Below are 24,056 nucleotides of genomic sequence, written 5' to 3'. Positions count from 1 at the left end.
ATATTAGGGGCGATGAGCCCCTAAGATTTATTTACTTCGAACATGCGCCATAACACCTCCCCAACAGAGTAGCTTTAGATTATCGGTTTACACTAGCAACTCACAATCTCGTGCGTGCGGTGACCTTCTCCCCGTTGATTAATACATAACGCTGTAAGCAATGTCCGCATTTCGCTCATACCGGACGATAGTCCCTTGCAGTAATCCTTCCTATTAGACCTCGCCAAAATCGCATTCAACCGGCTTTTCAGTGAGGATCCGACTTTGCCTTTTTTCGGATCTACGCGGAAAAAGAGAGAAACCCGTATAGGCTCAACATACCCATATGTAAGGCATCTGCATAGGTAAGACATACGCATATACCTACCATCTGCATATGTAACACCTATACAAGCCGGGCTTGCAGGCATATACTTCACCTATGCGGGAATACTCCCTGGCACACTCAGCATATGAGGAAAAACCATGCGCACAGTTTCGATATTTAAAAACGGCAATAACCGCGCCATCCGTCTGCCCCGGGACCTGGATTTTGATGGCGTCAGCGAGCTGGAGATCGTCCGGGAAGGGGACAGCATCATTCTGCGTCCCGTCCGGCCGACCTGGGGCTCGTTCGCGCAGCTGGACAGGGCCGATCCGGACTTTATGGCGGAGCGTGAGGATGTGGTCAGCGATGAAGGACGCTTTGAGCCATGAAGAAAACCTGGATGCTCGACACCAACATCTGCTCGTTCATCATGCGCGAGCAGCCGGCAGCGGTGCTGAAGCGCCTGGAGCAGGCGGTGCTGCGCGGTGATCGCATTGTGGTCTCGGCCGTGACGTATGCCGAGATGCGCTTCGGCGCCACCGGCCCGAAGGCCTCGCCGCGCCATATTCAGCTGGTCGACGCGTTCTGCGCGCGCCTCGATGCCGTCCTGCCCTGGGACCGCGCCGCGGTGGACGCCACGACGGACATCCGGGTGGCGCTGCGCCTAGCCGGGACGCCGATCGGCCCGAATGACACGGCCATTGCCGGGCACGCCATCGCGGCGGGCGCCATCCTGGTGACGAACAATGTGAGAGAGTTTGCGCGGGTCCCGGGCCTGGTGCTGGAAGACTGGGTGAAATAATCCCGTAATAATTTCCGTGACGGAGACGACAGACATGAATGGGCTTTGTTGAATAAATCGAACTTTTGCTGAGTTGAAGGATCAGATCACGCATCCTCCCGACTGGATTTGCCCCTATATTTCCAGACACCTGTTATCACTTAATGGAGTGACCCCGAGCCCGTAGACAAATCTGCCCTATAGTTTGAGCATAGGAGGAGTCTATGGGCACATCACGTTTTACCCCTGAATTTAAGGAAGAGGCCGTCCGCCAGATCACCGAGCGGGGCTATTCTATTGCTGAAGTATCTGAACGGCTCGGCGTGTCGGCGCACAGCCTATATAAATGGCTCCGGGCTGTTAAGCCTGACAACAGTGGACAGCAGGCACAGGATTTACTGGATGCCAGAACAGAAATTCTCAGGCTGAAAGCACAGCTTAAACGCACTGAGGAAGAGCGGGATATTCTGAAAAAGGCAGCGCGGTACTTTGCAAGGGAGCCCGACTGAAGTATCGCTTTATCAACGATCACCGTGAAATCTGGTCGATCGTTACAATGTGTCGGGTCCTTAAGGTTGCCCGTGCCGGATTTTATGTCTGGCTCCATAACCCTGTATCTGCCGGAGAAAAGGATAACCAGCGACTGCTGGAACTCATCCGCGACTCCTATACGCTGAGTGGTGGAGTTTACGGTTATCGCAGGGTTCATGGCGATCTTCGCGAAATTGGCGAAGTGTGCAGCAGAAACCGGGTTGCCAAAATCATGAGGAAAAACAGGATTCAGGCTATACATGGTTATAAAGTGCCACGCGGGAGCCGGGGACGACCGTCACTGATAGCGCCTAATCACGTGCGGCGTGAATTTACTGTAGTGAAGCCCAATCAGGTGTGGGTCACCGACATCACCTACATCCGCACCTGGCAGGGCTGGCTGTACCTGGCAGTGGTTATCGATCTTTTTGCCCGTAATGTGGTGGGCTGGTCGATGAAGCCGACACTGTCGCGCGAGCTGGCACTGGATGCGCTGCTGATGGCGGTCTGGCGACGTAAACCTGAAGAAAACGTCATTGTGCACAGCGATAGTAATAATGCCGATGTCAGTCTTTACCACCACTTAGTTTGCCGTTTAACCAGATTGGTGTGATTACTGATGCAGTGAAGACCTTCCCGCATCCTGACTCACACAGCGATCGACCTTTTGTGTCCTGCCCTGGACCCGTCGGTTGCCGGAAGCGCCTTCATGCGAGGCATCTCCTCACCGATGCGCGTGACTCAAGAAGGGCCTGACGGCTTGTCTCGTTACTGTCCTGTCCGGGTTATCTGTCTGGAGATTCAACTCTGTTTCCTCACAGGAGCTCTGTCATGGTTGATAAAGTTACCGAAGCTGCCGTTGTGGGTGGCGTGGATACACATAAAGATTTGCACGTTGCCGCTGTCGTAGATCAGAACAATAAAGTCCTTGGGACTCAGTATTTCTCCACAACACGACAAGGTTACCGGCAGATGCTGGCATGGATGACCTCGTTTGGGACATTAAAGCGAATTGGTGTTGAGTGCACAGGTACCTATGGTTCCGGTTTGCTTCGTTATTTTCAGAACGCCGGGTTAGAAGTTCTTGAGGTGACTGCTCCAGACCGGATGGAGCGACGCAAACGGGGTAAAAGTGACACAATTGATGCTGAATGTGCCGCTCATGCAGCATTCTCAGGCATCAGGACAGTTACTCCCAAAACGCGTGATGGCATGATTGAGTCCCTGCGGGTATTAAAAACTTGCCGAAAAACAGCAATATCAGCCCGCAGAGTCGCTCTCCAGATTATCCATTCAAATATTATCTCTGCCCCGGATGAATTACGTGAACAGCTCAGAAATATGACGCGCATGCAGCTCATCAGGACCCTGGGTTCCTGGAGACCTGATGCCAGTGAATACCGCAATGTAACCAACGTTTATCGCATTTCATTAAAGTCCCTTGCCCGACGCTATCTCGAGTTACATGACGAAATCGCTGATCTGGATGTCATGATTGCGGCAATTGTCGACGAGTTGGCACCTGAGCTGATTAAACGTAATGCTATCGGATACGAAAGCGCTTCACAGTTGCTGATCACTGCCGGAGACAATCCTCAACGGTTAAGATCAGAATCAGGATTTGCGGCACTGTGTGGTGTCAGCCCGGTCCCCGTTTCTTCTGGAAAAACGAACCGTTACCGACTTAATCGTGGTGGAGATCGTGCTGCAAATAGTGCACTTCACATCATCGCCATCGGACGCTTACGAACTGACGCAAAAACAAAGGAATATGTCGCCAGGCGTGTAGCCGAAGGACATACAAAAATGGAAGCGATACGCTGTCTAAAGCGATATATCTCCCGCGAAGTTTACACGTTACTGCGCAATCAAAACAGGCGGATCAACAGTATCCCGATAACAGCTTGACTCTTAGAAGGGCGTCAGTTGCTGTCAGCAGCGTCAGTCCACTGGCGCGGTAGCTCTGATTTTCCGGTTTACGATCCCTGATTTCACCCAGACGGTGCAGGAATACCGCGCGCGCTAGAGAGAGCTCCCATCGCTGCGCGACGGGCCCCAACCGGAGAACCAAGTTAGTTACAGCATTCAAATGAAAATTCATCATAAAACCGGCGCCGGTTTGCCAGCCAGGAGCCCCTCCCCACCACTGAAAAGCGCCGCCGCCCCCGGCCGAAGGCCGGGAGTAGTGTCGCTTTTAATGATGGGTGTTGTAACTAGAACCCGAGCCGCTTTAATTCACACCTCCGGCAGACCCTGTGCAACACGCCCGTAAGCGGTCCTAACGGCCCGCTAACGCGGAGATACGCCCCGACTGCGGCGAAGCCTTGTCGTGACCACTCCGACGGCGCACATCATTTCCTGTGCCGCCTGTCTGCGGGTTATGGCTTAGCAGGGCGAAGTGATGGATTGGTGGAACCTATCAAAACTGATACCGGCTGCGCCGGGCTACGGCGCCATTTACGGAGGTGCAGTATTCAGCGACAGAGGGCGCCTTCATGCGCCTTCGGCGCATTTATTGGGGCCAGTTTGGATATCGAAAATTATTGTACGTTGAGGTCAAAAATCGACCTTAATAGAAAATACAAAAACTTAGGATATTGTTTTTTTATTGATTTATCACCGTCAGCGGGGACTTTTTTCAGCAATATTCTTAAGTGAATAACGTGCTGGAGTCGTACCTGTATGCTGTCGAAAAAACGTGATGAATGCACTGTCGCTGACAAATTCCAGCTGTTGCGCCACATAGCTTAACTGCCATCCGTCACACAGCATTTCCATTGCCTTTAGCAGCCTCCACTGCTGCCGCCAGTTCTGATAATTCATTCCGGTATCTCTGATAAAGACCCGGCTTATCGTGCGCTCAGATGCACCAATCTGTTGGGACAACTGGCCAAGGCGTGGGGGTAATTCGCCCGTACGTACTCCATCCAGCCATAAGTTCAGGCGAGCGTCTGAGGGGAGCTGTAATGTCCAGTTTTCTGTGCGTGCAGTCTGTATTTCTTCACAGAAAACGTTAATGAGACTGGCCTGTTGCTCTGCCAGCATTCCCCATGGCCAGAATGCCATTCGTTCTATGACTTCAAAAAACAGGGGATTAACCTCGACTATTTGCAGTGGCAGTAGAGATAACGGAAGCGTGGTTGAAAAGTAGAGGGAACGATAGGCCAGCACACCACGCATCATGGCGCGATGAATTGTTCCTGCAGGGATCCAGGCTGCTCGGCGGGGGGGAAGCTGGCACAGGGTTTGTTCAAGTTCAATTGTGATGCTCCCCGACGCTGAAAAGAGCAGCTGATGACGAAGGTGACTGTGTTGTCCTGAATCGTGTACACCTAAATCGGACGCAATTCCGATTACCGGCTCACTAAAACTATCCGGATCGAAACTATCGTCGGGGCTAATTTTCATAAAATGTCTGATATTTAGTATTTAAAGTCCTTATTATTATAATAAGACATTATCGTCTCAGCAATAATGCCCTCCAGTTTTCTGTTTCTCTGGATATTGTTATGAATAGTATTATTCGCCCTCCCCTGTGGCTGCTGACGCTGCTTATTATGTTTCCACAACTGGTAGAAACTATATACAGCCCTGCGTTGCCAGATATCGCCAGATCTTTTCAGGTAAGCAGCGAGCGTGCTGCTCAGACGCTTTCAGTCTATTTTTTCTCCTTTGCTGCCGGAGTGGCATTGTGGGGCTGGCTGAGTGACTGGTTCGGACGACGTCCGGCCATCATGGCTGGACTCATCTGTTACGGAGCGGGATCTGTAATGGCAATTGTGTCCACCGATTTTAGCGTATTACTGCTGGCCCGTATGGTGGCAGCCACGGGTGCTGCCGCCGGGTCTGTTGTAGTGCAGACCATGCTGAGGGACAGTTATGAATCAACCTCACTGGCCCGCGTCTTTTCCGTCATGGGAGCGGCGCTTGCACTGAGTCCGGTTTTCGGTCTGGTAAGTGGAGGCTGGCTGGTAAGTCTGTACGGCCATACCGGCGTATTTATTGCTCTGGCATCACTGGCGATAATATTGCTAATACTGGCAGCAGTTTTACTGCCGGAAACGCGGCCAGAGAACACGCTCAGAATCCGGGGGAGCGGTCTGGCGTCCCGCATGATCCGGGACGGTATGCTCTGGAAAAATGCAATACTCGTAGCCCTGCTGAATACAATGTTGTTCAGTTATTACAGCCTGGCTCCGTTTCTTTTCAGGCTGCTGGGGTGGAGCTCCAGGGCATTCGGATGGACGGGGATATTACTGGCACTTGCTTCACTCTCGGGCAGCCTCCTGAACCGGAGACTGTTAACAACCGGTATAACACCGGAACAGCTGGTACGTCATGCATGTACACTGGCTCTGCTTTCCGGTGTTGCTGCCTGGTGGTTGCAGCACTCGGCGTGGATACTTATACCGGTAGCCGGAACTGTAATTGCCTATGGCATAGCGATACCCAACGTGTTGAGCCAGGCGCTGCACCGTTATCGCGAACAGACCGGAGCTGCGGGAGCATTATTCGGCTTGAGCTATTACTTATTACTGGGAATGATGCTGGGGCTCGCCGGCATGGTGCAGCAACTGGGACTGGTTCTGACAATCTGTGCTGCTATGTCTCTTTTGTGCAGTGTGTCACGTGGGTGAACCGACAGGCGGAAGCGCCTGTAATGCAAAGCCCGGGCGTCGTGGATATATTAAGTGAGACACGACGACACGTTTTATCTGCAGGGAACGGAAATCAGTGGTGCAAAATGTTGCTTGCAGGCTATCTGTAGGGCACCGGTATAATGATGTCTTCATCTTTTCATTATGAAGTATCCAACATCAGTGTGTTGTTTTTTCCGAAAAGGAACGCTTTTATGTATTCTGAAAACCAAAGAATTATTATTACCGGCGGACCGGGGTCAGGTAAAAGCACGCTGCTGAATTCCCTGCGCGCAAAAGGTTATCCGACGGCAGCTGAGGCCGGACGCGCAATCATACGGAACCAGGTGGCGATCGGCGGAAATGCGCTGCCCTGGAAGGACAGGGAAGCTTTCGCCGGGCTGATGCTGAACTGGGAGTTACGCTCGTGGCATGAAGCTGCTCAAAGCGAAACGCCATTTTTCTTTGACCGTGGGCTGCCGGATATAGTTGGCTATCTTACGCTCTGTAATCTGCCGGTGCCGCCCCATATGAAGAGAGCGACTGAACTGTTCCGGTATGCTCATACCGTGTTCATCGCGCCGCCATGGGAAGACATCTACGTACAGGATACGGAGCGTAAGCAGTCATTCGGGGAAGCGGTTCAGACGTACCATGCAATGGCTGAGGCCTACGGCAGATGCGGCTATAACCTCATCAGGTTACCGCTTTGCGGGCCGGAAGAGCGGGCTGAAATTATTTTATCCAGCCTGTACGACAGGCATCACCACGGCGAGCCCTCCTGAGGTGGTGCTGGTTATGGCTATAACTATCCGAAAGCGCGACAGTATTTTGGTGGCTCAAGTGGCGGCGCCAGTCTTCGACCGGATTATCGGTCCGGTACTTATCCGGATGAAGGTTGTACCGGACCGTCCGGCTGAACAGATCCTTTTTGTTCAGAATTTATTTGTTATCACACAAACTTAACTTTAAAAGGTTGCTATTAATCTGTTAAAAAATCCTCTCATGATCATCCCCTTACTGACTGGATTGTGTCATCCAGCCTTATCTACGCCAGCAATGGTTACTGACACCATATACGGTGCTGGTTTAGCCGATGTGCCCTCAGCGATGAATTGAACCTGCACATGTCATTTGTAGAGCCACTGACCGCCGATATACTTGTCAGGATTTTTCATGCACGCATCCATAAAAGTACCGTAGTTGTCAGGGCCTTTCATTGTATTGGACCATATTTTCTCAATTAAAGAATCAGACCACTTTTCAAAGTTATTGCCATCAATGAAGTCTGGGTTTTTGTATCTGCTTTTTGGGATACAGCTGTTGAGAGTTTGAGTTTCACCGGTCGCCACCTCATGGATGAACTGCTTAGCCTGATTTTTGCTGCATTGCCTCTCTTTATACAGCGCCACCATATCCGAAAGCGTAGCGGCTCTAAAGGAGCACTCATTGTGTATATTCCTTTTCTCAGCCATTGCCGAAAACGATATGAAAACAGTTAATGCAGCTAAAATATTTTTCATCATGACATCAATTCCTTACAGATACTTTTTAATCTGATTAAATCGCGCAAAAAAAGCCCTGACAATCTGAGGAAAGCAGGGCAAATATCTCACAGGTTGCAGTTCATTCTTTCTGCATTGTGAAATTTTTCATCAGTTATGAGCCTTTTTACCCTGCTGACAGGTAAAGCAGTCTGGTCCTGTTATTTAACAAAGGAGGAATAAATCAGCCGCATACCCAGTGCTGCCAGAACCGCGGATGATGCCCGATCGACTGAGGTTTTCAGACGAAGATAAGCCCTGCGCGGTCTTTCGGAGGACAGGCAGAGCGAAACGATCGCGTACCAGCCAAAATCAATCAGGAAACTCATCAGCGGGATCGCGACATAAAAAAGGGCCGGGATATTTTCAGGCAGCAGGGCGCTGAAGATCGATGCAAAAATGATTGCTGTTTTAGGGTTACTGAGCTGCGTCAGTAAGCCATCCCGGAACGTCATCATCAGCGTCCTGCCGTCATTTTTATCGCCGTCAAGCGCCAGATACAGAGGCCGGGTTGCGTCCCTGAACATTTTAACAGCAAGCCATAACAGATAGGCCCCGCCCGCAACTTTCAGCACCATGAACAGCTCCGGAACCATGAGCAGCAGCTTCTGCAGGCCGAGCATGGCGGCCAGCGAAAAAATGGCAGCGCCCACGCCGGTACCGAGAGCGGTCACAAGCCCGTGGCGTCGGGAGTGGACGACCGCATTCCGCGCGACATAGATAAAACTGGGACCCGGGCTGATAACCCCCATTGTCAGAACGGTGGCAATCGCTATCAGGCTGGAAATAATCATGCTGACCTCGGCTGAAGTTAGAAAATGGTGTGACATCACTCATTCAAAATATAAAGAAGGAGATACATGTAACATCAACGCCATGACATAAACAGGCGAAAATCCGGTTAATATTGATCTTACGCAATAACGTCGTCTTTCAGTCTCACGCCCTGCTCCCGGTACCACTGATAAAACGCGGCAGCCGGCATGGGTCTGGCATAATAATAACCCTGAACGTAAGGTACCTGATTTTTTATCAGCCATTCAGCCTGATGTGCGGCCATTACGCCCTCGGCAATGGTGGTCAGCCCCAGCCGTCTGCTGAGGCCCAAAATGGTGTCCAGTACCGGCGTGTCCGCACCGGCCGACGTCAGGCTGTCGATGAATATTTTGTCAATTTTCAGGTAATCCACCGGCAGGCTCTGAAGCAGGCTCAGCGAGCAGTAGCCCGTACCAAAATCATCCACGGCCACCTGACAGCCTTTCTGGCGTAGCTCATGAAGTTTCGCTGATGCCGCTTCAGTGTCCTCAACCAGGCTGCGCTCGGTAATTTCCAGCACCAGTCGAAAAGCGGGATCGAGAGAAACCCACAGTCTCAGTACGTCAGCGGTAAACGACCGGTCCGTCAGGTGAGGGGCTGCGATATTCACGCCCAGATGGAAGGGGTCAGTCACCTGCCATGCCCTGACATCGTCTTCTATCAGGCTGAAGAGATGCTGCGTCAGGCTGACAATCAGACCTTCCTCTTCAGCGGCCCGGATAAACACCACCGGTGAAATGCTTCTACCGTCAGTACGCTGCCAGCGCATCAGGGCTTCGGCGCCGGAGCAGGCACCAGTCGCGGTGTCACAGACCGGCTGGTAATGCACGCTGAATTCGCCGTCTGCCATCCCTTTCCTGATTTCTTCCGCCAGAGACATCTTTCTAGAATCCCAGCGATGCCACATGTACAGCATGGCCAGGGTCAGTAGCAGGGACAGGGGACCGAGGAAAAGCAGATTACGCAGGATGTAATGGCGAAGCGACAGCGTCGGTGTAAGAACCTGAAGCTGCGCCTGACTCGCGGCAGAGTGGAACTCAGCTGTGAACACTTTCACACGTGGGGAGATTTTCTCCTGCCCGGAAATGACGGGGCCATCACTGAACCTGAGCTGCTGAACCGAATGATTCTCATCATCCAGGGAGTCCATCAGGTCCGTAACGTATCGGGCATCCACCACGCTGAATGCCGTCGTCCGGTTGCCGGCGCCATAAGCGTAGATAACAGCCACGTGCCCGGGCACGCTGCTGGTCCCCTCCGTGGCGATAACGTTTATCTTCCCTGTGGGTACTGAAACGGCAACACCAAAAATCTCATCGGCACTTTGCTGTCTGGCTCCGGTCACGGAGGAGCAGATTACTTTACCATCCCGTATAAGCCCGGTGCTGCGGATGTAGGGCGTGAGGGCGCCGTTCTCCGTCATCTGCTGCAGGACGCTTTCACAGGGCTGAGTGGCGAGCCTGGCGGTTACCAGGCTTGCATGGCGGGCAATGGACGTGATGTGGTCGACCTGGCTCATCAGTATGTCTGCCGTCACGGACGTGTCCCTGCTCAGCTGGCGCCAGGCCATCCCTGACGACAGCAGTGTAGCCAGGATTGCGGGTACGATAATTCCGGCAGCCAGCGCCCTTTTTCGTAATTTCATTATTCGTCCTTTGGGGTCTTTCCATGAATACACTATCACTGTTTAGTGACGTGATAATCATTAATCCCTTTACGTTTCAGGGTTATTTAAGCAGGTGCACGCAGCGGGATGTACTCTGTAATGAATATAAGCGCAGATTTTAAAGAGGTTAATTATTTTTTTAACCGGGTTGATATCGTTCTGACAGCATCACTCATTTTCGTTGTCACTGCTGAAATCTGGCTGCTATCGGGGAGCATGATGTGGCGGGCTGGCATGCTGATAACTCTTTATCTGCTGCAGTGAGAAAAATGCCGCCCTGAAACACGTAACAGCGCTGCTGTCGGGACAATGGGGTAATTAACCGCTAAGGGAGAACTGACCTGTGGCACTCAAAATGACCATTCTGGTCGAAAACCATCTGTCGCCTCACGCGGCTGCAGGAATGCAGTCCCGTGCAGGCCTCTCCATCCTCCTGGACGACGGAGAGAGCCGGATACTGTTTGACTCCGGCCCGGATGAAACCGTTGCTCACAACGCCAGGCTAATCAACGAGCCGCTGACAGATCTGAACGCGGTTGTATTATCACACGGGCATTACGATCACAGCGGCGGAATAACGTCTCTTGACCCAGGGACGAGGATTATCTGTCATCCCGGAGTATTACGGGAAAGGTATGCCGCTGTCAGGCTGCCGGGAAAGGTCATTCCTCTTAAGAAACTTTCGGTCGTGGAGCGTTTTTGCGGTCTTGACGTGGAGTACAGCAAAACCCCGCGCGTCGTGGCGGGACGTTTTGTCTGGAGTGGTGAAATCCCCGTGGAAAGCCCGGAGCCCTGGGGTTATACCGATTACAGGAACGCCACGCCTGATTATGTGTCTGACGAAGGCGCACTTATCTGGCGCTCGTCCCGCGGGCTGGTCATTATGACCGGGTGTGGCCACCGTGGGCTGGAGAACACCGTTCGCCACTGCGTGAACATTACGGGAGAAAACCGCGTCTACGCCCTTATCGGGGGATTTCATCTGCGGGCAGCGTCACCGCTCAGGCTGATAAGGCTGAAAGCATTTTTGCGTGAGCTCGCACCTGAGCATGTTCTGGGCTGCCACTGCACCGGAAGATGGGGAAAACTGTGGCTCAGGAATACGCATCCTGTAGCGTGCGGAGATACCGTTATTTTTGAAGAGTAAGTCTGTGATACAGGCTTATCCCGTCATTCAGGCAGCGTCTGTCGCCCTTGTGTCGTCTTTCTGTCAGGCCCGTGTCGTTTACGGTGCGGGCAGGAAATGCGAATATCTTAGCCGCTACAAACATACATGAGGTTATCGATGACCGTCGCAGAGAAAGTGAAAGCCCTTCGCCTGAAGAAGGCCTGGTCTCAGGAGCAGCTGGCAGAAGTCGCCTCGCTTTCTGTCAGAACGGTTCAGCGCACTGAAAAAGGGCAGAAACCTGGTCTTGAAACGTTGAGTGCGCTTGCCTCTGCCTTTGACGTCAGCGTATCTGAGCTCTCGGAAGAGGACGGGGATGCCGTCAACGCGCTGGATGAACGTATCAGTGATGCCAGAGCCCAGGTTGCCCGGGAAATGACGTTCTGGCGGATACTCGCAACGGCTCTTCTGACATGTACCGCAATGATGGTTATCAACTATCTGCTGACTCCGGAAAGCTACTGGTCCCTCGTTGTGACCGCCATATGGGGCAGCCTTGTTATGTTCAGGGGGCTGAGGGTGTTTGTTATTCACGATCGGCTTAAGTCATGGCAACAGCGCAGGTTGAATAATCTCCTCCGTCCGGGCACAAAAAAAGGAAAATAACCTGGGGTCAATCAAGTAAAACGCTGGAGCAATTCTCTACGGCTAAATGTAATCATCAATAAACGGAAAGGAAAAACCATGAACCTGTCTGAATTTTTCAGTCATGTACCGATCTGGGTCTGGCTCCTGCTGGCTTTTTTACTTCGTCGTGGTTTTACCGCCCTTTATGACAGGGAAATGAAAACCGGACGGCTTTTTTTGCTCCCGGTAGTGTTTCTTGTCTGGGGAGGCTACGGAATTATGACTGAAACAGAAAGGGCAGGGGTAAGTCTCACCATGATGATCGCAGGATTACTCGCGGGAGGAGCACTCGGCTACTGGATGTGGGGATCACAACCTCCCCTGCAGGATTCAGGCAACCCGGGCAGGGTTATCAGGGCCGGGACGCCGCTGACGCTGGGAATGATTGTTATTACTTTTTGTACAAAATTCATTCTTACTTCAGCCATCTTCCTGCAGCCCGGTCTTGCGGCGTCAGCGAGTTTTTGCATGCTGATGGGTGGGCTCACCGGACTGTTTGATGGTGTATTCTGGGGAGGCACGTTAAGGATTTTTCTCCCGTGGTACAATAAAAGACTTGTCTGACCGATAGTTTAATCACTATGAGCTTCGTTGAGAAGCCAGGCCCTGAAGGTTCTGACTACGGGGCGTATGATTCTGGATTTTGAATATGTCAGCCAGTAGCTGCCGGCATTGACAACCGTTTCGAAGGGCTGCACAACCTGCCCGGATGTGAGCTCCCGTGTAAACATATTCAGGGGAACCAGCGCCGCGCCGCCGGTATGTATGACGGTCTGGATCATCAGTCCTGACGAGTCATAGACCGTACCGCTGATGCCGGCGACGTCCTCCCCGGCCTCACGAAACCAGTCTTCCCATTCATTCATCCGGTAAGAACGAAGCAGCCTTTCGTTCAGCAAATCCCGGGGTGCACGAAGCCGTCCGGCCATTTCTGGGTCGCACAGCACGCCAAACGGCGCGTCGAATATTTTTTCATTATTGGTTGAGGGCCATATCCCGGTACCAAACCTGATAGCCAGATCGAGCCCCTCTGCAGCAATATTGACGATATTATTGTTAATACGCAGACGGACATCCACATGGGGGTGAAGCGTCTGGAAACGCCCCAGCCTGGCCTCAAGCCAGCCAAGGGCAAACGTGCCTACACAGCCCAGCGTCAGGACTTCCTTATATTCCCCGCCTTCAAACTGATGATAAATATTTTCTATAGTCCGGAACGCTTCGTGCAGTCCGTCATAGAGGATCGCGGCTTCCTCTGTGAGCTCCAGGCTGCGGGACTGTCGTCTGAAAAGCGTGATACCCAGACGCTCCTCAAGAATTCTTATTTGCTGGCTGACGGCGGCTGGGGTAACGAACAGCTCTTTCGCGGCCCGGGTAAAGCTGAGGTGCCTGGCGGCAGCTTCAAAAGATTTGAGGGCTTTCAGGGGAGGGTTTTTTCGCATAGCACATCCTTTAGATTTTCTTTAAATTAATACAAATTCTTATTGTTTGCCAGCATTCCGGATTATCAACATAATCCCGCTCACCTGACCGGTGAGCCATATTTGTTATTAATTTATTGCGCCACTGAATATTAATTAAACCGTATTTTAACTTTTTATTTCTGTCTGAGTATCATTCGCGTTTGCCTGCGAAACAACATTTTGAATACATCCAAAAGCATTCAATAGTCTTTCGGTACTCAGCTCGCTAAAAAACATCTTTAAGGTAATTCCGGATGAAGAGAAAATCACTGTTTCTGGCCGTGGCCACTCTGCTGGCCGCCAGTTATGTCAATGCTGGCCAGCTGACCACCGAGCAGCAAATTGCTGAGAAGTCTGCACAGATATTTCATGACACTAATCCTCCGGCTATGGTCATGGCCATTATTCAGAATGGTCAGGTGACGTATCACGCCTATGGTGAAACGGCTAAAGGCAACCATACCAGCCCTACGCCCGACTCGCTGCTTAGGGTCGGCTCTATGTCAAAAATTCTGGCCTCAGAGCTGCTGGTTAAGCTTGCCGATAAGGGAGCGCTCGGGCTGACCGACCCGCTTCAGAAATATGCTCCCCCGGGGATGACGGTCCCTGAGGTGAGCCATGGAAATCCCGTTACCCTGCTTTCGCTTGCCACACATACCAGCGGGCTGCCGCGGCTTATCCCGGGCCAGGCTCCTGCCGGCGCAGCTCCGTTCACTTGGCCGGACAGGCCTGCCCGCTGGCGCTGGCTGAATCAGAAGCCGACCCTGACCGCGCCGTGGGAACAGGCGCAGTACTCTAATGTCGGATACGATCTGCTGGCCGATGCTATGGAAGCTGCCGGTAAAAAACCCTACCTGCAGCTTATGCGGGAAAATGTGACGGGCCCGCTGGGTATGAAAGACACCACCACCCAGCCTGACGGGGCTCAGTGTCAGCGGCTCATGGAAGGCTCTGGCATCGATCCTGCCGGTCCCTGCACGGACACGACGGCAGCCGCCGGCAACGGCGGGATGTATTCCACCGCAAGGGACATGGCGAGCTGGATGCAGCATCTGTTGAATATCCGTCATTCTGATAAGCCAGCGCTCAGGGCCGTTCAGCAGGCCATGTATGTACAGAGACAGCAACTTAAATCCATTACGGGTCTGGATTTAGCCGGGAAAGCGCAGGGGCTGGGAATGGGCTGGGTCTTTATCCGGCCTTCGGTTGACTCCCCGGTAATGATCCAAAAAACCGGCGGCGGCGGCGGTTTTATGAGTTATATGGTTCTGGTGCCCGGCGAGAAAACGGGGATCTTTGTCTCTGTGACAAAAGTGGATCTGGATATGTTCTCAACCTTAACGCGTGAAACGAACAGCCTTATCCCGCTCCTGTTAAAAGCAGCTCACGGGGAACGCGTCAGTCCGGCTTCATAACGGGTCGGCTGGCAGCATCTGACTCAGCAAAAGACCGGGCGCTGTGAGCGGAAATATGGCCGGTTTTCGCCAGAACCCGGTTCCACGCAGAATTACACCTGCACTGAATATACCGCTTCTGGCGTCGATTTTTTCTGCTCCCCTGCAGCATGAGGCTCTGTAAGGCAGCCTGCTGCAAGGGGAGCAGACTCCAGCGAAAATGATAAAAAACTCCGCGATGAAAAATAAACAAAGTATTCGCCCGTCATCACCTGAGAAGGGATTCAGCAACGTCAGATATAATATTCTTCTTGCCGGTATCGCATTAATCTTTATCGTGCTGGTTGCCAGGCTCACCGGACTTCAGCTTTTTGACCACGCTGTCCTGGAAAATGCGGCTGACCGTCGATCCGTACGGACACTTGCACTGCCAGCACAGCGCGGAACCCTGACCGATCGTTACGGCGTTGTTCTCGCCATGAGCGTGCCGGCACGTGACATCATTGCTGATCCAAAACGCATCGCTGCCGCTCATCCGGACTTCGCGGAAGCCAGATGGGCTTTTCTGGCCGACTTGCTGGATATCACGCCTGAGGAACTTCGCAGAACTATTCAAGATAATTCGGACAAGGAATTCCTGTTTCTGAAGAAAAAGTCGCCCCTGTCATTGTCCAGGGCCGTGTCACAGCTGCATCTGCCGGGCATAAGTCAGAAATACAATGAAAATCGCTACTATCCGCTGGGTGAGGCATCAGCCTCGCTCATTGGTGTGACCGGTGCCGAAAATAGAGGGCTGAGTGGTATTGAGCAGAGCTTTAACACCGTTCTGAGAAAGGACTTCGGGGTGAAAAAAATACGCAAAAACGCCAGGGGGGGCGTCATCAGCGTGATCCAGTATGACGCTCCGGAAACTGCACCGGCGATCAGGCTGAGTATTGACAGTGTGCTTCAGTATATTGTTTACAGCCGGTTAAGGGAGGGGGTCGAGCAACATCACGCCCAGTCAGGCGCTGCGGTGCTTGTCAGCGTAAACACCGGCGAAATTCTGGCTATGGCATCCTATCCGTCGTTTAATCCCAACCGTTTTTCCGGTGCCACTTCCGCTGAAATGCGTAACGTGGCGATTAATGACAGCTTTGAGCCGGGTTCAACGGTTAAACCCTTCGTCATTCTTGAAGGCCTGCGCCGCCATATTATCAGCAGCAGCACGCTTCTTGACACAAGGCCGTTCAGGGTTGACGGCCATCTTATCCGGGACGTGGGATACTGGCCGGCGCTGACGCCGACCGGCATACTTCAGAAATCCAGTGATACCGGAGTTTCACATATTGCCCTGGCGATGCCTTCGGATGCGCTGGTAAAAACGTATTCATCCTTCGGGCTGGGAAAACCGACAGGGCTGGGCCTTCCCGGTGAAAGTACTGGTTACTTTCCGTTCAGTCGCCATCGATGGGCTGATATTGAGCGCGCCACCTTCGCTTTTGGCTACGGCCTCCGGGTAACCCCGCTCCAGTTAGCCAGAGCCTATGCCACTCTCGGGGCCTGTGGCGTTTATCATCCGTTATCCGTTACACGGTTATCCGCGCCGGTGTACGGTGAGCAGGTGGCGGACCCGAAGCTTGCCGATGCTGTAATCAGAATGATGGAAAGTGATGTGTTACCCGGCGGAAGTGGCGTAAGGGCAGCTGTACCGGGCTACCGTCTGGCAATAAAAACCGGAACCGCAGAGAAGTTAGGTGCCGGTGGAAAATATGACGGGGGGCATATTACCTATACGGCAGGCGTCGCGCCGGCGAGCCGTCCTGAAGTGGCACTGGTTGTGGTTATTAACAATCCCAAAGCGGGACAGCATTTTGGTGGCTCAGTGGCGGCGCCTGTCTTCGGCCAGATTATCGGTCCGGTGCTTACCCGGCTGAAGATTGCACCGGATGCTTTACGTGCTCCGGTGGTACACCGACAGTCCGGCTGAACAGAGCCTGTTTACTCATTATTTATCTATTATTACTTAACTTAATTTTAAAAAGGATATTAATATGAAAAAGATCCGCCTTATTATAATCTCTTTACTGGCTGGAATGTGTACTCCAGCATTATCTACACCAGTCAATGTTACTGATACAATACAAAGCACAGAAGACCATATCAAAGGTCGGGTTGGTTTTACTGAAATAGACTTTTTATCCGGGAAGGTTCTGAGTAGTCATCGCCGTGAAGAACGTTTTCCTATGATGAGCACATTCAAAGTTTTGTTATGTGGAGCAATATTAGTACGTGTTGATAAAGGGCTTGAACAACTTGAACGCCGAATTACCTATAATAAGCATGACCTGGACGACTATTCTCCACTAACCAGTCAGCACATTGCAGATGGAATGACGGTTTCTGAGTTATGCAATGCTGCCATTACCACCAGTGATAACACTGCTGCAAATTTATTGCTATCAACTATTGGCGGGCCGGAGGGATTAACTCATTTTCTGCGTAGCACTGGTGATAGTTATACAAGGCTTGATCGACACGAACCCAGCCTTAATGAGGCGAAGCCTGGCGATGAGCGTGATACCACCACTCCGGCAGCGATGGCTCAAACGCTACAAAAATTGTTAAACGAAAGTGTACTTACAGAAAAATCTCGAAAAAAATTAATAAGCTGGATGCAGGAAGATAAAGTCGGCGGGCCTCTGTTCCGCTCTGTACTGCCAGCTGGCTGGATGATAGCGGATAAAACAGGAGCAGGTGATCACGGATCTCGGGGCATCGTTGCACTGTTGGGCCCCGGAGGCAAGCCATCTCGTATAGTAGTCCTGTATATTACAAATACTCATTCATCTATGAATGAACTCAACGAGCATATTGCAGGGATCGGAGATTCAGTAATTAAGAACTGGTAATATATTTACAGTGGATTTGACCCTATATATCCAGACGTTTTTGCTCTCTTACGGTTGCGATAACTTCCTGCGTATATATTCCCGTGGTGAGCGATATCCCAGTGCACTATGCGGATGATGTTCGTTGTAATGACTGAACGCCACCGCCAGATTCATCACCGCTGCCTCGCTGTCCGGTTTCGGCATGATGCTGATGTAGTCCCGTTTTATCGTCATCACGAAGCTTTCTGCTATGCCATTGCTTTCCGGGCTTCGCACTGCTGTCGTACAAGGCTCCAGTCCCAGCAACCGGGCGAACGCCGGCACTGTTGGCAACTGCCTTCCGAAGCGTTTTTCCACCGCACCCAGCATGACATCCTGCACCGTTTCTTTGTCATAGCCTCCGGTGCTCGCTGCCCAGTCAATGATCTCCCTGTCGCAGCAGTCCTGCGCGAAGGTCACCCGCAGCTTTTCGCCATTATCACAGCGGAACTCAAAGCCATCTGAGCACCAGCGCCGGTTACTTTCCGCTACTGCTACGCGCCCCTTATGGGCCCGCTTACGGCAAGGATCAGCGGGTTTACGTTCAAGAAGCAGATTATGCGTTCTCATAATGCGATACACCCGCTTTGCATTAACCACAGGCAGGCCGTCCCGCTCCGACTCCCGTCGCAGCAGCGCCCACACACGGCGATAACCATACGTCGGCAGGTCAGCCACCGCCATGTTTATCCGGGACAATACGGTGGTATCGTCAGAACGGGGCTGCCGTCTGCGATCCTGTCAGTCAGATGGCCGGTGAACCCGAATGCTCAACTGCGCACGCGACACGCCAAGACTTCTGCAAACGTCGCTTATTCGTCGTTCCCAGGCAACGAGGGCGCATGCGCAATCCATTTTTTTGCCCGGCCGAACTCCACGGCCTCTTTGAGTATCTCGGCTTCCATCGTCTTTTTGCCCAGAAGGCGCTGGAGTTCGCGAATTTGCTTATTGGCGGCAGCGAGTTCGGAGGCCGGCACCACTTCCTCGCCCGATGCAACAGCCGTCAGTGAACCGTCTTAATATTGCTTGCGCCATTTGAATATCTGGTTTGCATTGATGCCATGCAGGCGCGCGACATGAGACACGGTCATACCGGGCTCCATAGTCTGCTGAATAATGGCAATTTTTTCCTGCGGTGTACGACGCCGACGCCGCTCAGGTCCTGATAACACTTCAACCATCTTATCGTTCTGACTGGTATTAAACATAGTTCCAAGACTACCTCTTATTTTAAGAGAGTCGAAGTGTCTGGTGATCTATGGGGCCAGTCTAGCCCTCTTCCAAGTGTAGGGAGATATAGTCAAAGTTTGCTTCTCCGCCGATGAGTCCGCCCTGCGTCGGATAGTCCGATTTTTTACCGGCGAAGCACGGCTCTCCTAACCCTATCTAAAGCGAATAACTTTTTTCAACAGGGCCGCGTGCCAATGCAAGAGCGATAGGCGCTCTACGCGCCAATTTGACCACTTAAAACAGGTAAATTGAGGGGTTGTAATGTGTTGATGTAACAGGCTTTTATTTTAATGTCTTGGCATATGTATAATGGTAGTCTAGCCCTCCTTTCAACAAGGAGTACTCATGGAAACCTACAATCATACATATCGGCACCACAACTTTTCACATAAAGACTTAAGTGATCTCACCTTCACCGCTTGCACATTCATTCGCAGCGACTTTCGACGTGCTAACTTGCGTGATACGACATTCGTCAACTGCAAGTTCATTGAACAGGGTGATATCGAAGGCTGCCACTTTGATGTCGCAGATCTTCGTGATGCAAGTTTCCAACAATGCCAACTTGCGATGGCAAACTTCAGTAATGCCAATTGCTACGGTATAGAGTTCCGTGCGTGTGATTTAAAAGGTGCCAACTTTTCCCGAACAAACTTTGCCCATCAAGTGAGTAATCGTATGTACTTTTGCTCAGCATTTATTTCTGGATGTAATCTTTCCTATGCCAATATGGAGAGGGTTTGTTTAGAAAAATGTGAGTTGTTTGAAAATCGCTGGATAGGAACGAACCTAGCGGGTGCATCACTGAAAGAGTCAGACTTAAGTCGAGGTGTTTTTCCGAAGATGTCTGGGGGCAATTTAGCCTACAGGGTGCCAATTTATGCCACGCCGAACTCGACGGTTTAGATCCCCGCAAAGTCGATACATCAGGTATCAAAAATTGCAGCCTGGCAGCAAGAACTGATTCTCGAAGCACTGGGTATTGTTGTTTATCCTGACTAATTGCTTTGATGTGTGATTTTAAACGCTCAAATTTATAAAAACGAATAATATTGTCAACCTTGCAATAATAGACATAGGGACAACCATGTATAAATTTTTACCCTCAGGCGTCTTCACAATAGAGCCATATAGCAGTGGGTCACTTAGTGGGCTTAATTTTTCCATTAAAGATAATATTAATATTGCTCAGTATAAAACATCATATGGTAGCCCATCTTGGCAAGTAAACATAAGGCTGCCATTTATAAGGCACTGTTGCAAAAATGTGGAGGTGATAGGGGTACTACGCCGGAACCCCAGATTTTTCCGTCCGTTCAAATTATCCACGGTTGAGCAGCTTGATCCCGTCCGCCCGCAGTTGACCAACAGGGGAAATATGCCTGTACAAAGTTTGCCGGGTTATCCCAAGTTCCTGGCATAGCGTACTGACCTTTGTTTCTGATTGTCCCATTGATGCCATTGCCAGTCGCAGTTTGACTGGCGTCATTTTTATAAGGTCGGCCGCCGTTCCGCCCACGGGCTCTTGCTGATGCCAGACCTGCAGTCGTTCTTTCAGCAATCAGTTCGCGCTCAAACTCCGCCAGTGCGGCAAAGATACCGAAGACAAGCTTGCCAGCGGCCGTTGTTGTGTCGATAGTCGCCCCGTGACCGGTCAGCACTTTCAGACCGGTCCCCCTCGCGGTCAGGTCGTGCACTGTATTAATGAGATGACGAAGATCACGACCGAGGCGGTCCAGCTTCCATACGACCGAGAGCATAAAAAATATTGGGGCAGCGTGAGCTATGCTGCCATCGCTGGTCCCTTCCCGTCACTTTGAAAACCCGGATACCAGCAGACAAATTTATCCTGCAGTTCGTTATTCAAAACGGCGGTCCGGGTCTGTAACAAATAATGAGCCCCTTTTCTGCTCCACTGCATCTGCTGCTTTTTGGCCATTCGTCTGGCGATCACTTCATTGATCGTGGATTCCACAAACGCGGTTGATACCGGCTCTCCGTACCGACGCATTTCGCCGTAGTTTGGGATCATCATCTTATTATTCCGGATGTAGGTATACATTTCATCCAGATGTTTTTGCAGGGATTTCAGGCTAGGATAGCTGAGTTCAGGGTCATCGCAATACATAACGCAATTATCAATATGTTCCAGCGCAGCGACAACATTGCCATGCCAGAGATATCGTTTAATGCTTTCCAGCAGTGCCAGAACTTTACTCCCCGCCTCTGGATCTGATACCAGCAGTCCCCGGGCATATTGCATGAGCACCTTCAGCCTCATGGTGATATGAAACCAGTCCAGCACATGCGTTGACTCAGGGTACATACCGAACTGGAGGTCCCTGAGATTATCCGCGCCGTCGGACAGAAAAAATATCTGCTGGTTGGCCTGCATTCCCTGCGCTGAAAGGTGGGTCATGAGCCTGCGTTCCGGATGACAGTCATCCTTCTGAACAAAACCGAAGCGGCGGGTGTCAGCAGGCGCACCAACGGAAAAAGACTTCCCGGCAATAATTTCAAAATTACGCTTTTTGTCATCCCGATCGCGAACATAACCACCATCTATACCCACCACAAGCGGTTTTCCTGGCCTGGGCAGGTTCCCCCAGTCGCGGGGGCAGCCGGAAAGAAAACCTGAATGAGCTTCAGCCTCAGCGTCAAGACGCTGCGCCACCTGGCATAAATGATTCCTCACCGTTGAGGCATTCAGGCTGTGGCCCACCGGCAGAATATCTTTCAGCAGACGAGTCGTCATTTCATAGGAGATCATCGAGGCCCAGCGGGTTTCAATATATTTCAGTGCCGGGTGAGAATAATCGCCGGCCCAGTCGCTGAGCAAACTGACTGTCTTTGTATCACTCTCTTCACAACGGCACCGGTACACCCGAAGCCCGGATACCGGAATAACGCCAAACAGCGTCCGGTACCGTATTTTCTGTTTGCCTTTGATTCTGCGCGCAGCAAGGCAGTGAGGGCACCGGATATGGTGTTGAGTATATTCGTCTGCCTGCAGCTGGACCACCGACTGCTGGACCGTATTCAGCAACAGCTTGGATTCTGACACCGATAATCCGATGTCGTTCCGGGTCTCCCCTGATTTCTGGATTGTCATCAGTTCCTCCGTTCGACTGGAGCCTGATTCATCGGTGATGACTATCTGGAGCGTCAGTTGCATCATTGCCTCCTGCTGTGGTGGATGACTATCTCCCGGCTACTGGTTGTTCATCTGGTGACGAAGCTTATAATATGTGGAAACGCCAAGGCCCGCATGGTCGCAGGCGATCCTGAGCCTGACCCCTCTGCTTCTGAGTGCGTCAATTTCCTGGATCTTTTTGATATCGGCGCCGGGGCGCCCTGTTTTTTCACCCCGTGCTTTTTTCGCGGCGATGCCGTCGGCCTGCCTTTCCTTCAGTAAGGCTCGTTCAAACTGGCTGAATGCCGACATCATGTGCAGCTGCAGTTCCTGCATCGGATTGTTTGTGCCGGCGCTGAACGTCAGCTGCTCTTTCAGAAAAATAAGGGTAACGCCCTGGTCACGAAGCCGGGTGGTGACAGCGCACATATCCGACATATTCCGGCAAAGGCGATCGATGGAATGAACCAGAAGCGTATCACCAGGGCGTAATTGCCCCAGGAGTTCCTGTAACCCCGGGCGGTTTGTGTCCTTCGCGCTGGCATGCTCAACACAAATTTTATCAGGCTGAAAACCCGCCTTTGACAATGCCTCTTCCTGACGGGCCGTATTCTGATCGGCCGAGCTTACCCTGATGTAGGCATATTGCACGCAAAACCTCCGGAAGGTCTTTAAACATCATAGAGATTTAAAGAATAATCCATAAACACTGATTTAGGGAGGTTTATAGACATTTTTTCGGGGATCTGAGAGGCATGCTGAAAACGTATACCTTTATAGACATCAGTCAGCGACGACGGCCCAGCCAGATAACTTCAGGCTCCAGTACCGGAGATGCAAGGTCGAGCCTGCTCAGTTGCCGGTTGATTTTGTGGCGGTTGAACCTGACAGCATCCAGGTCGTCAGCAAAAGGGCGGATCTCGCCGACCGTTGTTTCATCATCCGCATTAACGATAGCTTCAAGAAACGCCAGGGTTTTATCGAACTCATCCGCAGCTGTGGCTCCGGGCATACCATGGCCGCTTATACAAAACGGCGCTTTCAGCGTAGAGTTTTCATAAATGGCCTCAACACGAATGTCATGAAGCCAGTGCTCAAAGAAATTGTATTCATAGGTAAAGCGATCGCCAGCATCAAAAGCAAAATCATCAATCACGACCCGGAACGGATTATCGACAAAACCGATGCCTCCTTCGTAGGAGATACCGTAATCTTTGCCATAAATGTGAAATTGATGGAGATGGTCGTCCCCCCAGCCCTGCACTATCTGGAAAATGAAGTGAAGCGCGGCCAGTGACGTGTCGGCAGCAATTCTCAGCCGACGCCAGACCATCGGACTGACTCCATGAACTGCTATTTTGATGACGTAGATCTTCATAGTCAGCAGGTATTGTTATGAAATGATGGTGGTTATTTTAACCCCTGTAGATGGCATCATTCGATGGCTGCCCCGAGGTTTTTCATGCTCTCCTAGTTGTTTGCGGTCTTGCGTGGCAGGGAGCAGGCATCTTTAACTTGCCTTTCACAGTGATGCTATGGACTATCATTAGATTAATTATCGTGGTATCGCTTGTATTTATTACTGGAAAATTCGGTCTATCAAGAGAGTTTACTTTCCCCGCAGCAGCAGTAGGTTTAGCTTTTAGTTTATTCCCTGTCCTTGATCATATTGCGTTAGGTTATTCTGCTAAAAATTTCTATGAAACCACTAATTTTATGGGGCAAACGGTTCGGGAATTTGGTGCCAGTAAAATTACGGTCTGGTGGGGTTCGATTTATGCCAAAATAGCCTATGCTAGCCTTGCAGGTTTAATTGGATATGGTGTTAAGGTCGCCACTGATGATTAAAA

General features: G+C 51.4%; 21 protein-coding genes and 4 pseudogenes. 15 read left to right on the top strand and 10 right to left on the bottom strand.

Annotation, left to right across the window (positions count from 1 at the left end; genetic code table 11):
* Positions 1-465: 465 nt before the first annotated feature.
* The 4 genes and pseudogenes from vapB to LRS40_RS00405 all read left to right on the top strand — a co-directional run bounded on the left by vapB (position 466) and on the right by LRS40_RS00405 (position 3,527).
* Entirely contained in the window at positions 466-696 is a 231-nt protein-coding gene (gene vapB, locus LRS40_RS00420) for a type II toxin-antitoxin system VapB family antitoxin (protein WP_001261276.1), read from the top strand.
* Positions 693-1,109 (top strand): type II toxin-antitoxin system VapC family toxin, encoded by a 417-nt coding sequence (locus LRS40_RS00415; protein WP_000754566.1) that lies wholly within the window; start codon positions 693-695, stop codon positions 1,107-1,109. Before vapB ends, LRS40_RS00415 begins: the two co-directional genes overlap by 4 nt.
* A gap of 203 nt (positions 1,110-1,312) precedes the next feature.
* Positions 1,313-2,226 (top strand): annotated as a pseudogene (locus LRS40_RS00410) (IS3 family transposase); the annotation flags it as partial.
* 224 nt (positions 2,227-2,450) lie between these two features.
* Positions 2,451-3,527 carry an IS110 family transposase gene (locus tag LRS40_RS00405; protein WP_000227969.1) on the top strand — a complete coding sequence of 359 codons (1,077 nt, stop codon included), beginning with the start codon at positions 2,451-2,453 and terminating at the stop codon, positions 3,525-3,527.
* A 714-nt stretch (positions 3,528-4,241) separates the two neighbouring features.
* Here the strand turns inward: LRS40_RS00405 and LRS40_RS00395 are convergent.
* The gene (locus tag LRS40_RS00395; protein WP_022650060.1) at positions 4,242-5,027 is read right to left on the bottom strand and encodes a helix-turn-helix domain-containing protein; all 786 of its coding nucleotides are present in this window, start codon (positions 5,025-5,027) and stop codon (positions 4,242-4,244) included.
* 101 nt (positions 5,028-5,128) lie between these two features.
* On the opposite strand from LRS40_RS00395, the gene LRS40_RS00390 reads away from it, so the two are divergent.
* From LRS40_RS00390 to LRS40_RS00380, 3 genes are all read left to right on the top strand, one after another.
* Entirely contained in the window at positions 5,129-6,256 is a 1,128-nt protein-coding gene (locus tag LRS40_RS00390; RefSeq protein ID WP_022650059.1) for a multidrug effflux MFS transporter, read from the top strand.
* A gap of 215 nt (positions 6,257-6,471) precedes the next feature.
* On the top strand, positions 6,472-7,041 hold the full coding sequence (locus LRS40_RS00385) for an AAA family ATPase (protein WP_022650058.1): 570 nt from the start codon (positions 6,472-6,474) through the stop codon (positions 7,039-7,041).
* Between the two features lie 13 nt (positions 7,042-7,054).
* Positions 7,055-7,222, top strand: coding sequence for a hypothetical protein (locus LRS40_RS00380; RefSeq protein ID WP_154591405.1), 168 nt, complete (start codon positions 7,055-7,057; stop codon positions 7,220-7,222).
* Between the two features lie 164 nt (positions 7,223-7,386).
* On the opposite strand, the gene LRS40_RS00375 is transcribed toward LRS40_RS00380, so the two are convergent.
* The 3 genes from LRS40_RS00375 to LRS40_RS00365 all read right to left on the bottom strand — a co-directional run bounded on the left by LRS40_RS00375 (position 7,387) and on the right by LRS40_RS00365 (position 10,261).
* Positions 7,387-7,782, bottom strand: a complete 396-nt coding sequence (locus LRS40_RS00375; protein ID WP_022650057.1) for a hypothetical protein — start codon at positions 7,780-7,782, stop codon at positions 7,387-7,389.
* Between the two features lie 179 nt (positions 7,783-7,961).
* Positions 7,962-8,594 carry a LysE family translocator gene (locus LRS40_RS00370; RefSeq protein WP_022650056.1) on the bottom strand — a complete coding sequence of 211 codons (633 nt, stop codon included), beginning with the start codon at positions 8,592-8,594 and terminating at the stop codon, positions 7,962-7,964.
* 119 nt (positions 8,595-8,713) lie between these two features.
* The gene (locus LRS40_RS00365; RefSeq protein ID WP_022650055.1) at positions 8,714-10,261 is read right to left on the bottom strand and encodes a cyclic diguanylate phosphodiesterase; all 1,548 of its coding nucleotides are present in this window, start codon (positions 10,259-10,261) and stop codon (positions 8,714-8,716) included.
* A gap of 364 nt (positions 10,262-10,625) precedes the next feature.
* On the opposite strand from LRS40_RS00365, the gene LRS40_RS00360 reads away from it, so the two are divergent.
* The 3 genes from LRS40_RS00360 to LRS40_RS00350 all read left to right on the top strand — a co-directional run bounded on the left by LRS40_RS00360 (position 10,626) and on the right by LRS40_RS00350 (position 12,638).
* Complete coding sequence (locus tag LRS40_RS00360; RefSeq protein ID WP_022650054.1) at positions 10,626-11,429, top strand: MBL fold metallo-hydrolase; 804 nt, start codon at positions 10,626-10,628, stop codon at positions 11,427-11,429.
* Between the two features lie 138 nt (positions 11,430-11,567).
* Positions 11,568-12,053, top strand: a complete 486-nt coding sequence (locus tag LRS40_RS00355; RefSeq protein WP_022650053.1) for a helix-turn-helix domain-containing protein — start codon at positions 11,568-11,570, stop codon at positions 12,051-12,053.
* Between the two features lie 78 nt (positions 12,054-12,131).
* Positions 12,132-12,638: a DUF6622 family protein gene (locus LRS40_RS00350; protein ID WP_022650052.1), complete on the top strand. Its 507-nt coding sequence runs from the start codon at positions 12,132-12,134 to the stop codon at positions 12,636-12,638.
* A gap of 8 nt (positions 12,639-12,646) precedes the next feature.
* Here LRS40_RS00350 and LRS40_RS00345 read toward each other — a convergent pair whose 3' ends face one another.
* Entirely contained in the window at positions 12,647-13,516 is an 870-nt protein-coding gene (locus tag LRS40_RS00345; protein WP_022650051.1) for a LysR family transcriptional regulator, read from the bottom strand.
* Between the two features lie 275 nt (positions 13,517-13,791).
* Between LRS40_RS00345 and ampH the strand changes: the two genes are divergently transcribed.
* From ampH to LRS40_RS00330, 3 genes are all read left to right on the top strand, one after another.
* Positions 13,792-14,952: a D-alanyl-D-alanine-carboxypeptidase/endopeptidase AmpH gene (gene ampH / locus LRS40_RS00340; RefSeq protein ID WP_032635084.1), complete on the top strand. Its 1,161-nt coding sequence runs from the start codon at positions 13,792-13,794 to the stop codon at positions 14,950-14,952.
* 217 nt (positions 14,953-15,169) lie between these two features.
* Positions 15,170-16,900, top strand: coding sequence for a penicillin-binding transpeptidase domain-containing protein (locus LRS40_RS00335; protein ID WP_032623598.1), 1,731 nt, complete (start codon positions 15,170-15,172; stop codon positions 16,898-16,900).
* A 64-nt stretch (positions 16,901-16,964) separates the two neighbouring features.
* The gene (locus LRS40_RS00330; protein ID WP_012477595.1) at positions 16,965-17,822 is read left to right on the top strand and encodes a class A beta-lactamase LAP-2; all 858 of its coding nucleotides are present in this window, start codon (positions 16,965-16,967) and stop codon (positions 17,820-17,822) included.
* Between the two features lie 48 nt (positions 17,823-17,870).
* Here the strand turns inward: LRS40_RS00330 and LRS40_RS00325 are convergent.
* A pseudogene (locus LRS40_RS00325) lies at positions 17,871-19,024 on the bottom strand (IS3 family transposase).
* A gap of 394 nt (positions 19,025-19,418) precedes the next feature.
* Here LRS40_RS00325 and LRS40_RS00320 point away from each other — a divergent pair.
* A pseudogene (locus LRS40_RS00320) lies at positions 19,419-20,075 on the top strand (QnrS family quinolone resistance pentapeptide repeat protein).
* 319 nt (positions 20,076-20,394) lie between these two features.
* Here the strand turns inward: LRS40_RS00320 and LRS40_RS00315 are convergent.
* The 4 genes and pseudogenes from LRS40_RS00315 to LRS40_RS00300 all read right to left on the bottom strand — a co-directional run.
* A pseudogene (locus LRS40_RS00315) lies at positions 20,395-20,824 on the bottom strand (recombinase family protein); the annotation flags it as partial.
* A gap of 32 nt (positions 20,825-20,856) precedes the next feature.
* Positions 20,857-22,248, bottom strand: coding sequence for an ISKra4-like element ISKpn19 family transposase (locus tag LRS40_RS00310; RefSeq protein WP_001493761.1), 1,392 nt, complete (start codon positions 22,246-22,248; stop codon positions 20,857-20,859).
* Positions 22,249-22,284: 36 nt separating this feature from the next.
* Positions 22,285-22,857, bottom strand: a complete 573-nt coding sequence (locus tag LRS40_RS00305; RefSeq protein ID WP_001493762.1) for a recombinase family protein — start codon at positions 22,855-22,857, stop codon at positions 22,285-22,287.
* 136 nt (positions 22,858-22,993) lie between these two features.
* Positions 22,994-23,539 (bottom strand): plasmid pRiA4b ORF-3 family protein, encoded by a 546-nt coding sequence (locus tag LRS40_RS00300; RefSeq protein ID WP_001493763.1) that lies wholly within the window; start codon positions 23,537-23,539, stop codon positions 22,994-22,996.
* Between the two features lie 95 nt (positions 23,540-23,634).
* Here LRS40_RS00300 and LRS40_RS00295 point away from each other — a divergent pair, with 95 nt between their 5' ends.
* Positions 23,635-24,054: a hypothetical protein gene (locus tag LRS40_RS00295; RefSeq protein WP_131091204.1), complete on the top strand. Its 420-nt coding sequence runs from the start codon at positions 23,635-23,637 to the stop codon at positions 24,052-24,054.
* Positions 24,055-24,056: the final 2 nt, after the last annotated feature.

Origin of the sequence: Leclercia sp. G3L (assembly GCF_021117075.1) — a bacterium.
GTDB lineage: Bacteria > Pseudomonadota > Gammaproteobacteria > Enterobacterales > Enterobacteriaceae > Enterobacter > Enterobacter adecarboxylatus_C.
Note: the sequence above shows the minus strand (reverse complement) of the source record. Positions and strands in the feature narration are given on the sequence as shown.

What these genes read in the sequence shown, in the direction of transcription:
- vapB (WP_001261276.1), top strand. Translation starts at nt 466, where the DNA reads ATGCGCACAGTTTCGATATTTAAAAACGGCAATAACCGCGCCATCCGT.
- LRS40_RS00415 (WP_000754566.1), top strand. Translation starts at nt 693, where the DNA reads ATGAAGAAAACCTGGATGCTCGACACCAACATCTGCTCGTTCATCATG.
- LRS40_RS00405 (WP_000227969.1), top strand. Translation starts at nt 2,451, where the DNA reads ATGGTTGATAAAGTTACCGAAGCTGCCGTTGTGGGTGGCGTGGATACA.
- LRS40_RS00395 (WP_022650060.1), bottom strand. Translation starts at nt 5,027, where the DNA reads ATGAAAATTAGCCCCGACGATAGTTTCGATCCGGATAGTTTTAGTGAG.
- LRS40_RS00390 (WP_022650059.1), top strand. Translation starts at nt 5,129, where the DNA reads ATGAATAGTATTATTCGCCCTCCCCTGTGGCTGCTGACGCTGCTTATT.
- LRS40_RS00385 (WP_022650058.1), top strand. Translation starts at nt 6,472, where the DNA reads ATGTATTCTGAAAACCAAAGAATTATTATTACCGGCGGACCGGGGTCA.
- LRS40_RS00380 (WP_154591405.1), top strand. Translation starts at nt 7,055, where the DNA reads ATGGCTATAACTATCCGAAAGCGCGACAGTATTTTGGTGGCTCAAGTG.
- LRS40_RS00375 (WP_022650057.1), bottom strand. Translation starts at nt 7,782, where the DNA reads ATGATGAAAAATATTTTAGCTGCATTAACTGTTTTCATATCGTTTTCG.
- LRS40_RS00370 (WP_022650056.1), bottom strand. Translation starts at nt 8,594, where the DNA reads ATGATTATTTCCAGCCTGATAGCGATTGCCACCGTTCTGACAATGGGG.
- LRS40_RS00365 (WP_022650055.1), bottom strand. Translation starts at nt 10,261, where the DNA reads ATGAAATTACGAAAAAGGGCGCTGGCTGCCGGAATTATCGTACCCGCA.
- LRS40_RS00355 (WP_022650053.1), top strand. Translation starts at nt 11,568, where the DNA reads ATGACCGTCGCAGAGAAAGTGAAAGCCCTTCGCCTGAAGAAGGCCTGG.
- LRS40_RS00350 (WP_022650052.1), top strand. Translation starts at nt 12,132, where the DNA reads ATGAACCTGTCTGAATTTTTCAGTCATGTACCGATCTGGGTCTGGCTC.
- LRS40_RS00345 (WP_022650051.1), bottom strand. Translation starts at nt 13,516, where the DNA reads ATGCGAAAAAACCCTCCCCTGAAAGCCCTCAAATCTTTTGAAGCTGCC.
- ampH (WP_032635084.1), top strand. Translation starts at nt 13,792, where the DNA reads ATGAAGAGAAAATCACTGTTTCTGGCCGTGGCCACTCTGCTGGCCGCC.
- LRS40_RS00335 (WP_032623598.1), top strand. Translation starts at nt 15,170, where the DNA reads ATGAAAAATAAACAAAGTATTCGCCCGTCATCACCTGAGAAGGGATTC.
- LRS40_RS00330 (WP_012477595.1), top strand. Translation starts at nt 16,965, where the DNA reads ATGAAAAAGATCCGCCTTATTATAATCTCTTTACTGGCTGGAATGTGT.
- LRS40_RS00310 (WP_001493761.1), bottom strand. Translation starts at nt 22,248, where the DNA reads ATGCAACTGACGCTCCAGATAGTCATCACCGATGAATCAGGCTCCAGT.
- LRS40_RS00300 (WP_001493763.1), bottom strand. Translation starts at nt 23,539, where the DNA reads ATGGTCTGGCGTCGGCTGAGAATTGCTGCCGACACGTCACTGGCCGCG.
- LRS40_RS00295 (WP_131091204.1), top strand. Translation starts at nt 23,635, where the DNA reads ATGGCATCATTCGATGGCTGCCCCGAGGTTTTTCATGCTCTCCTAGTT.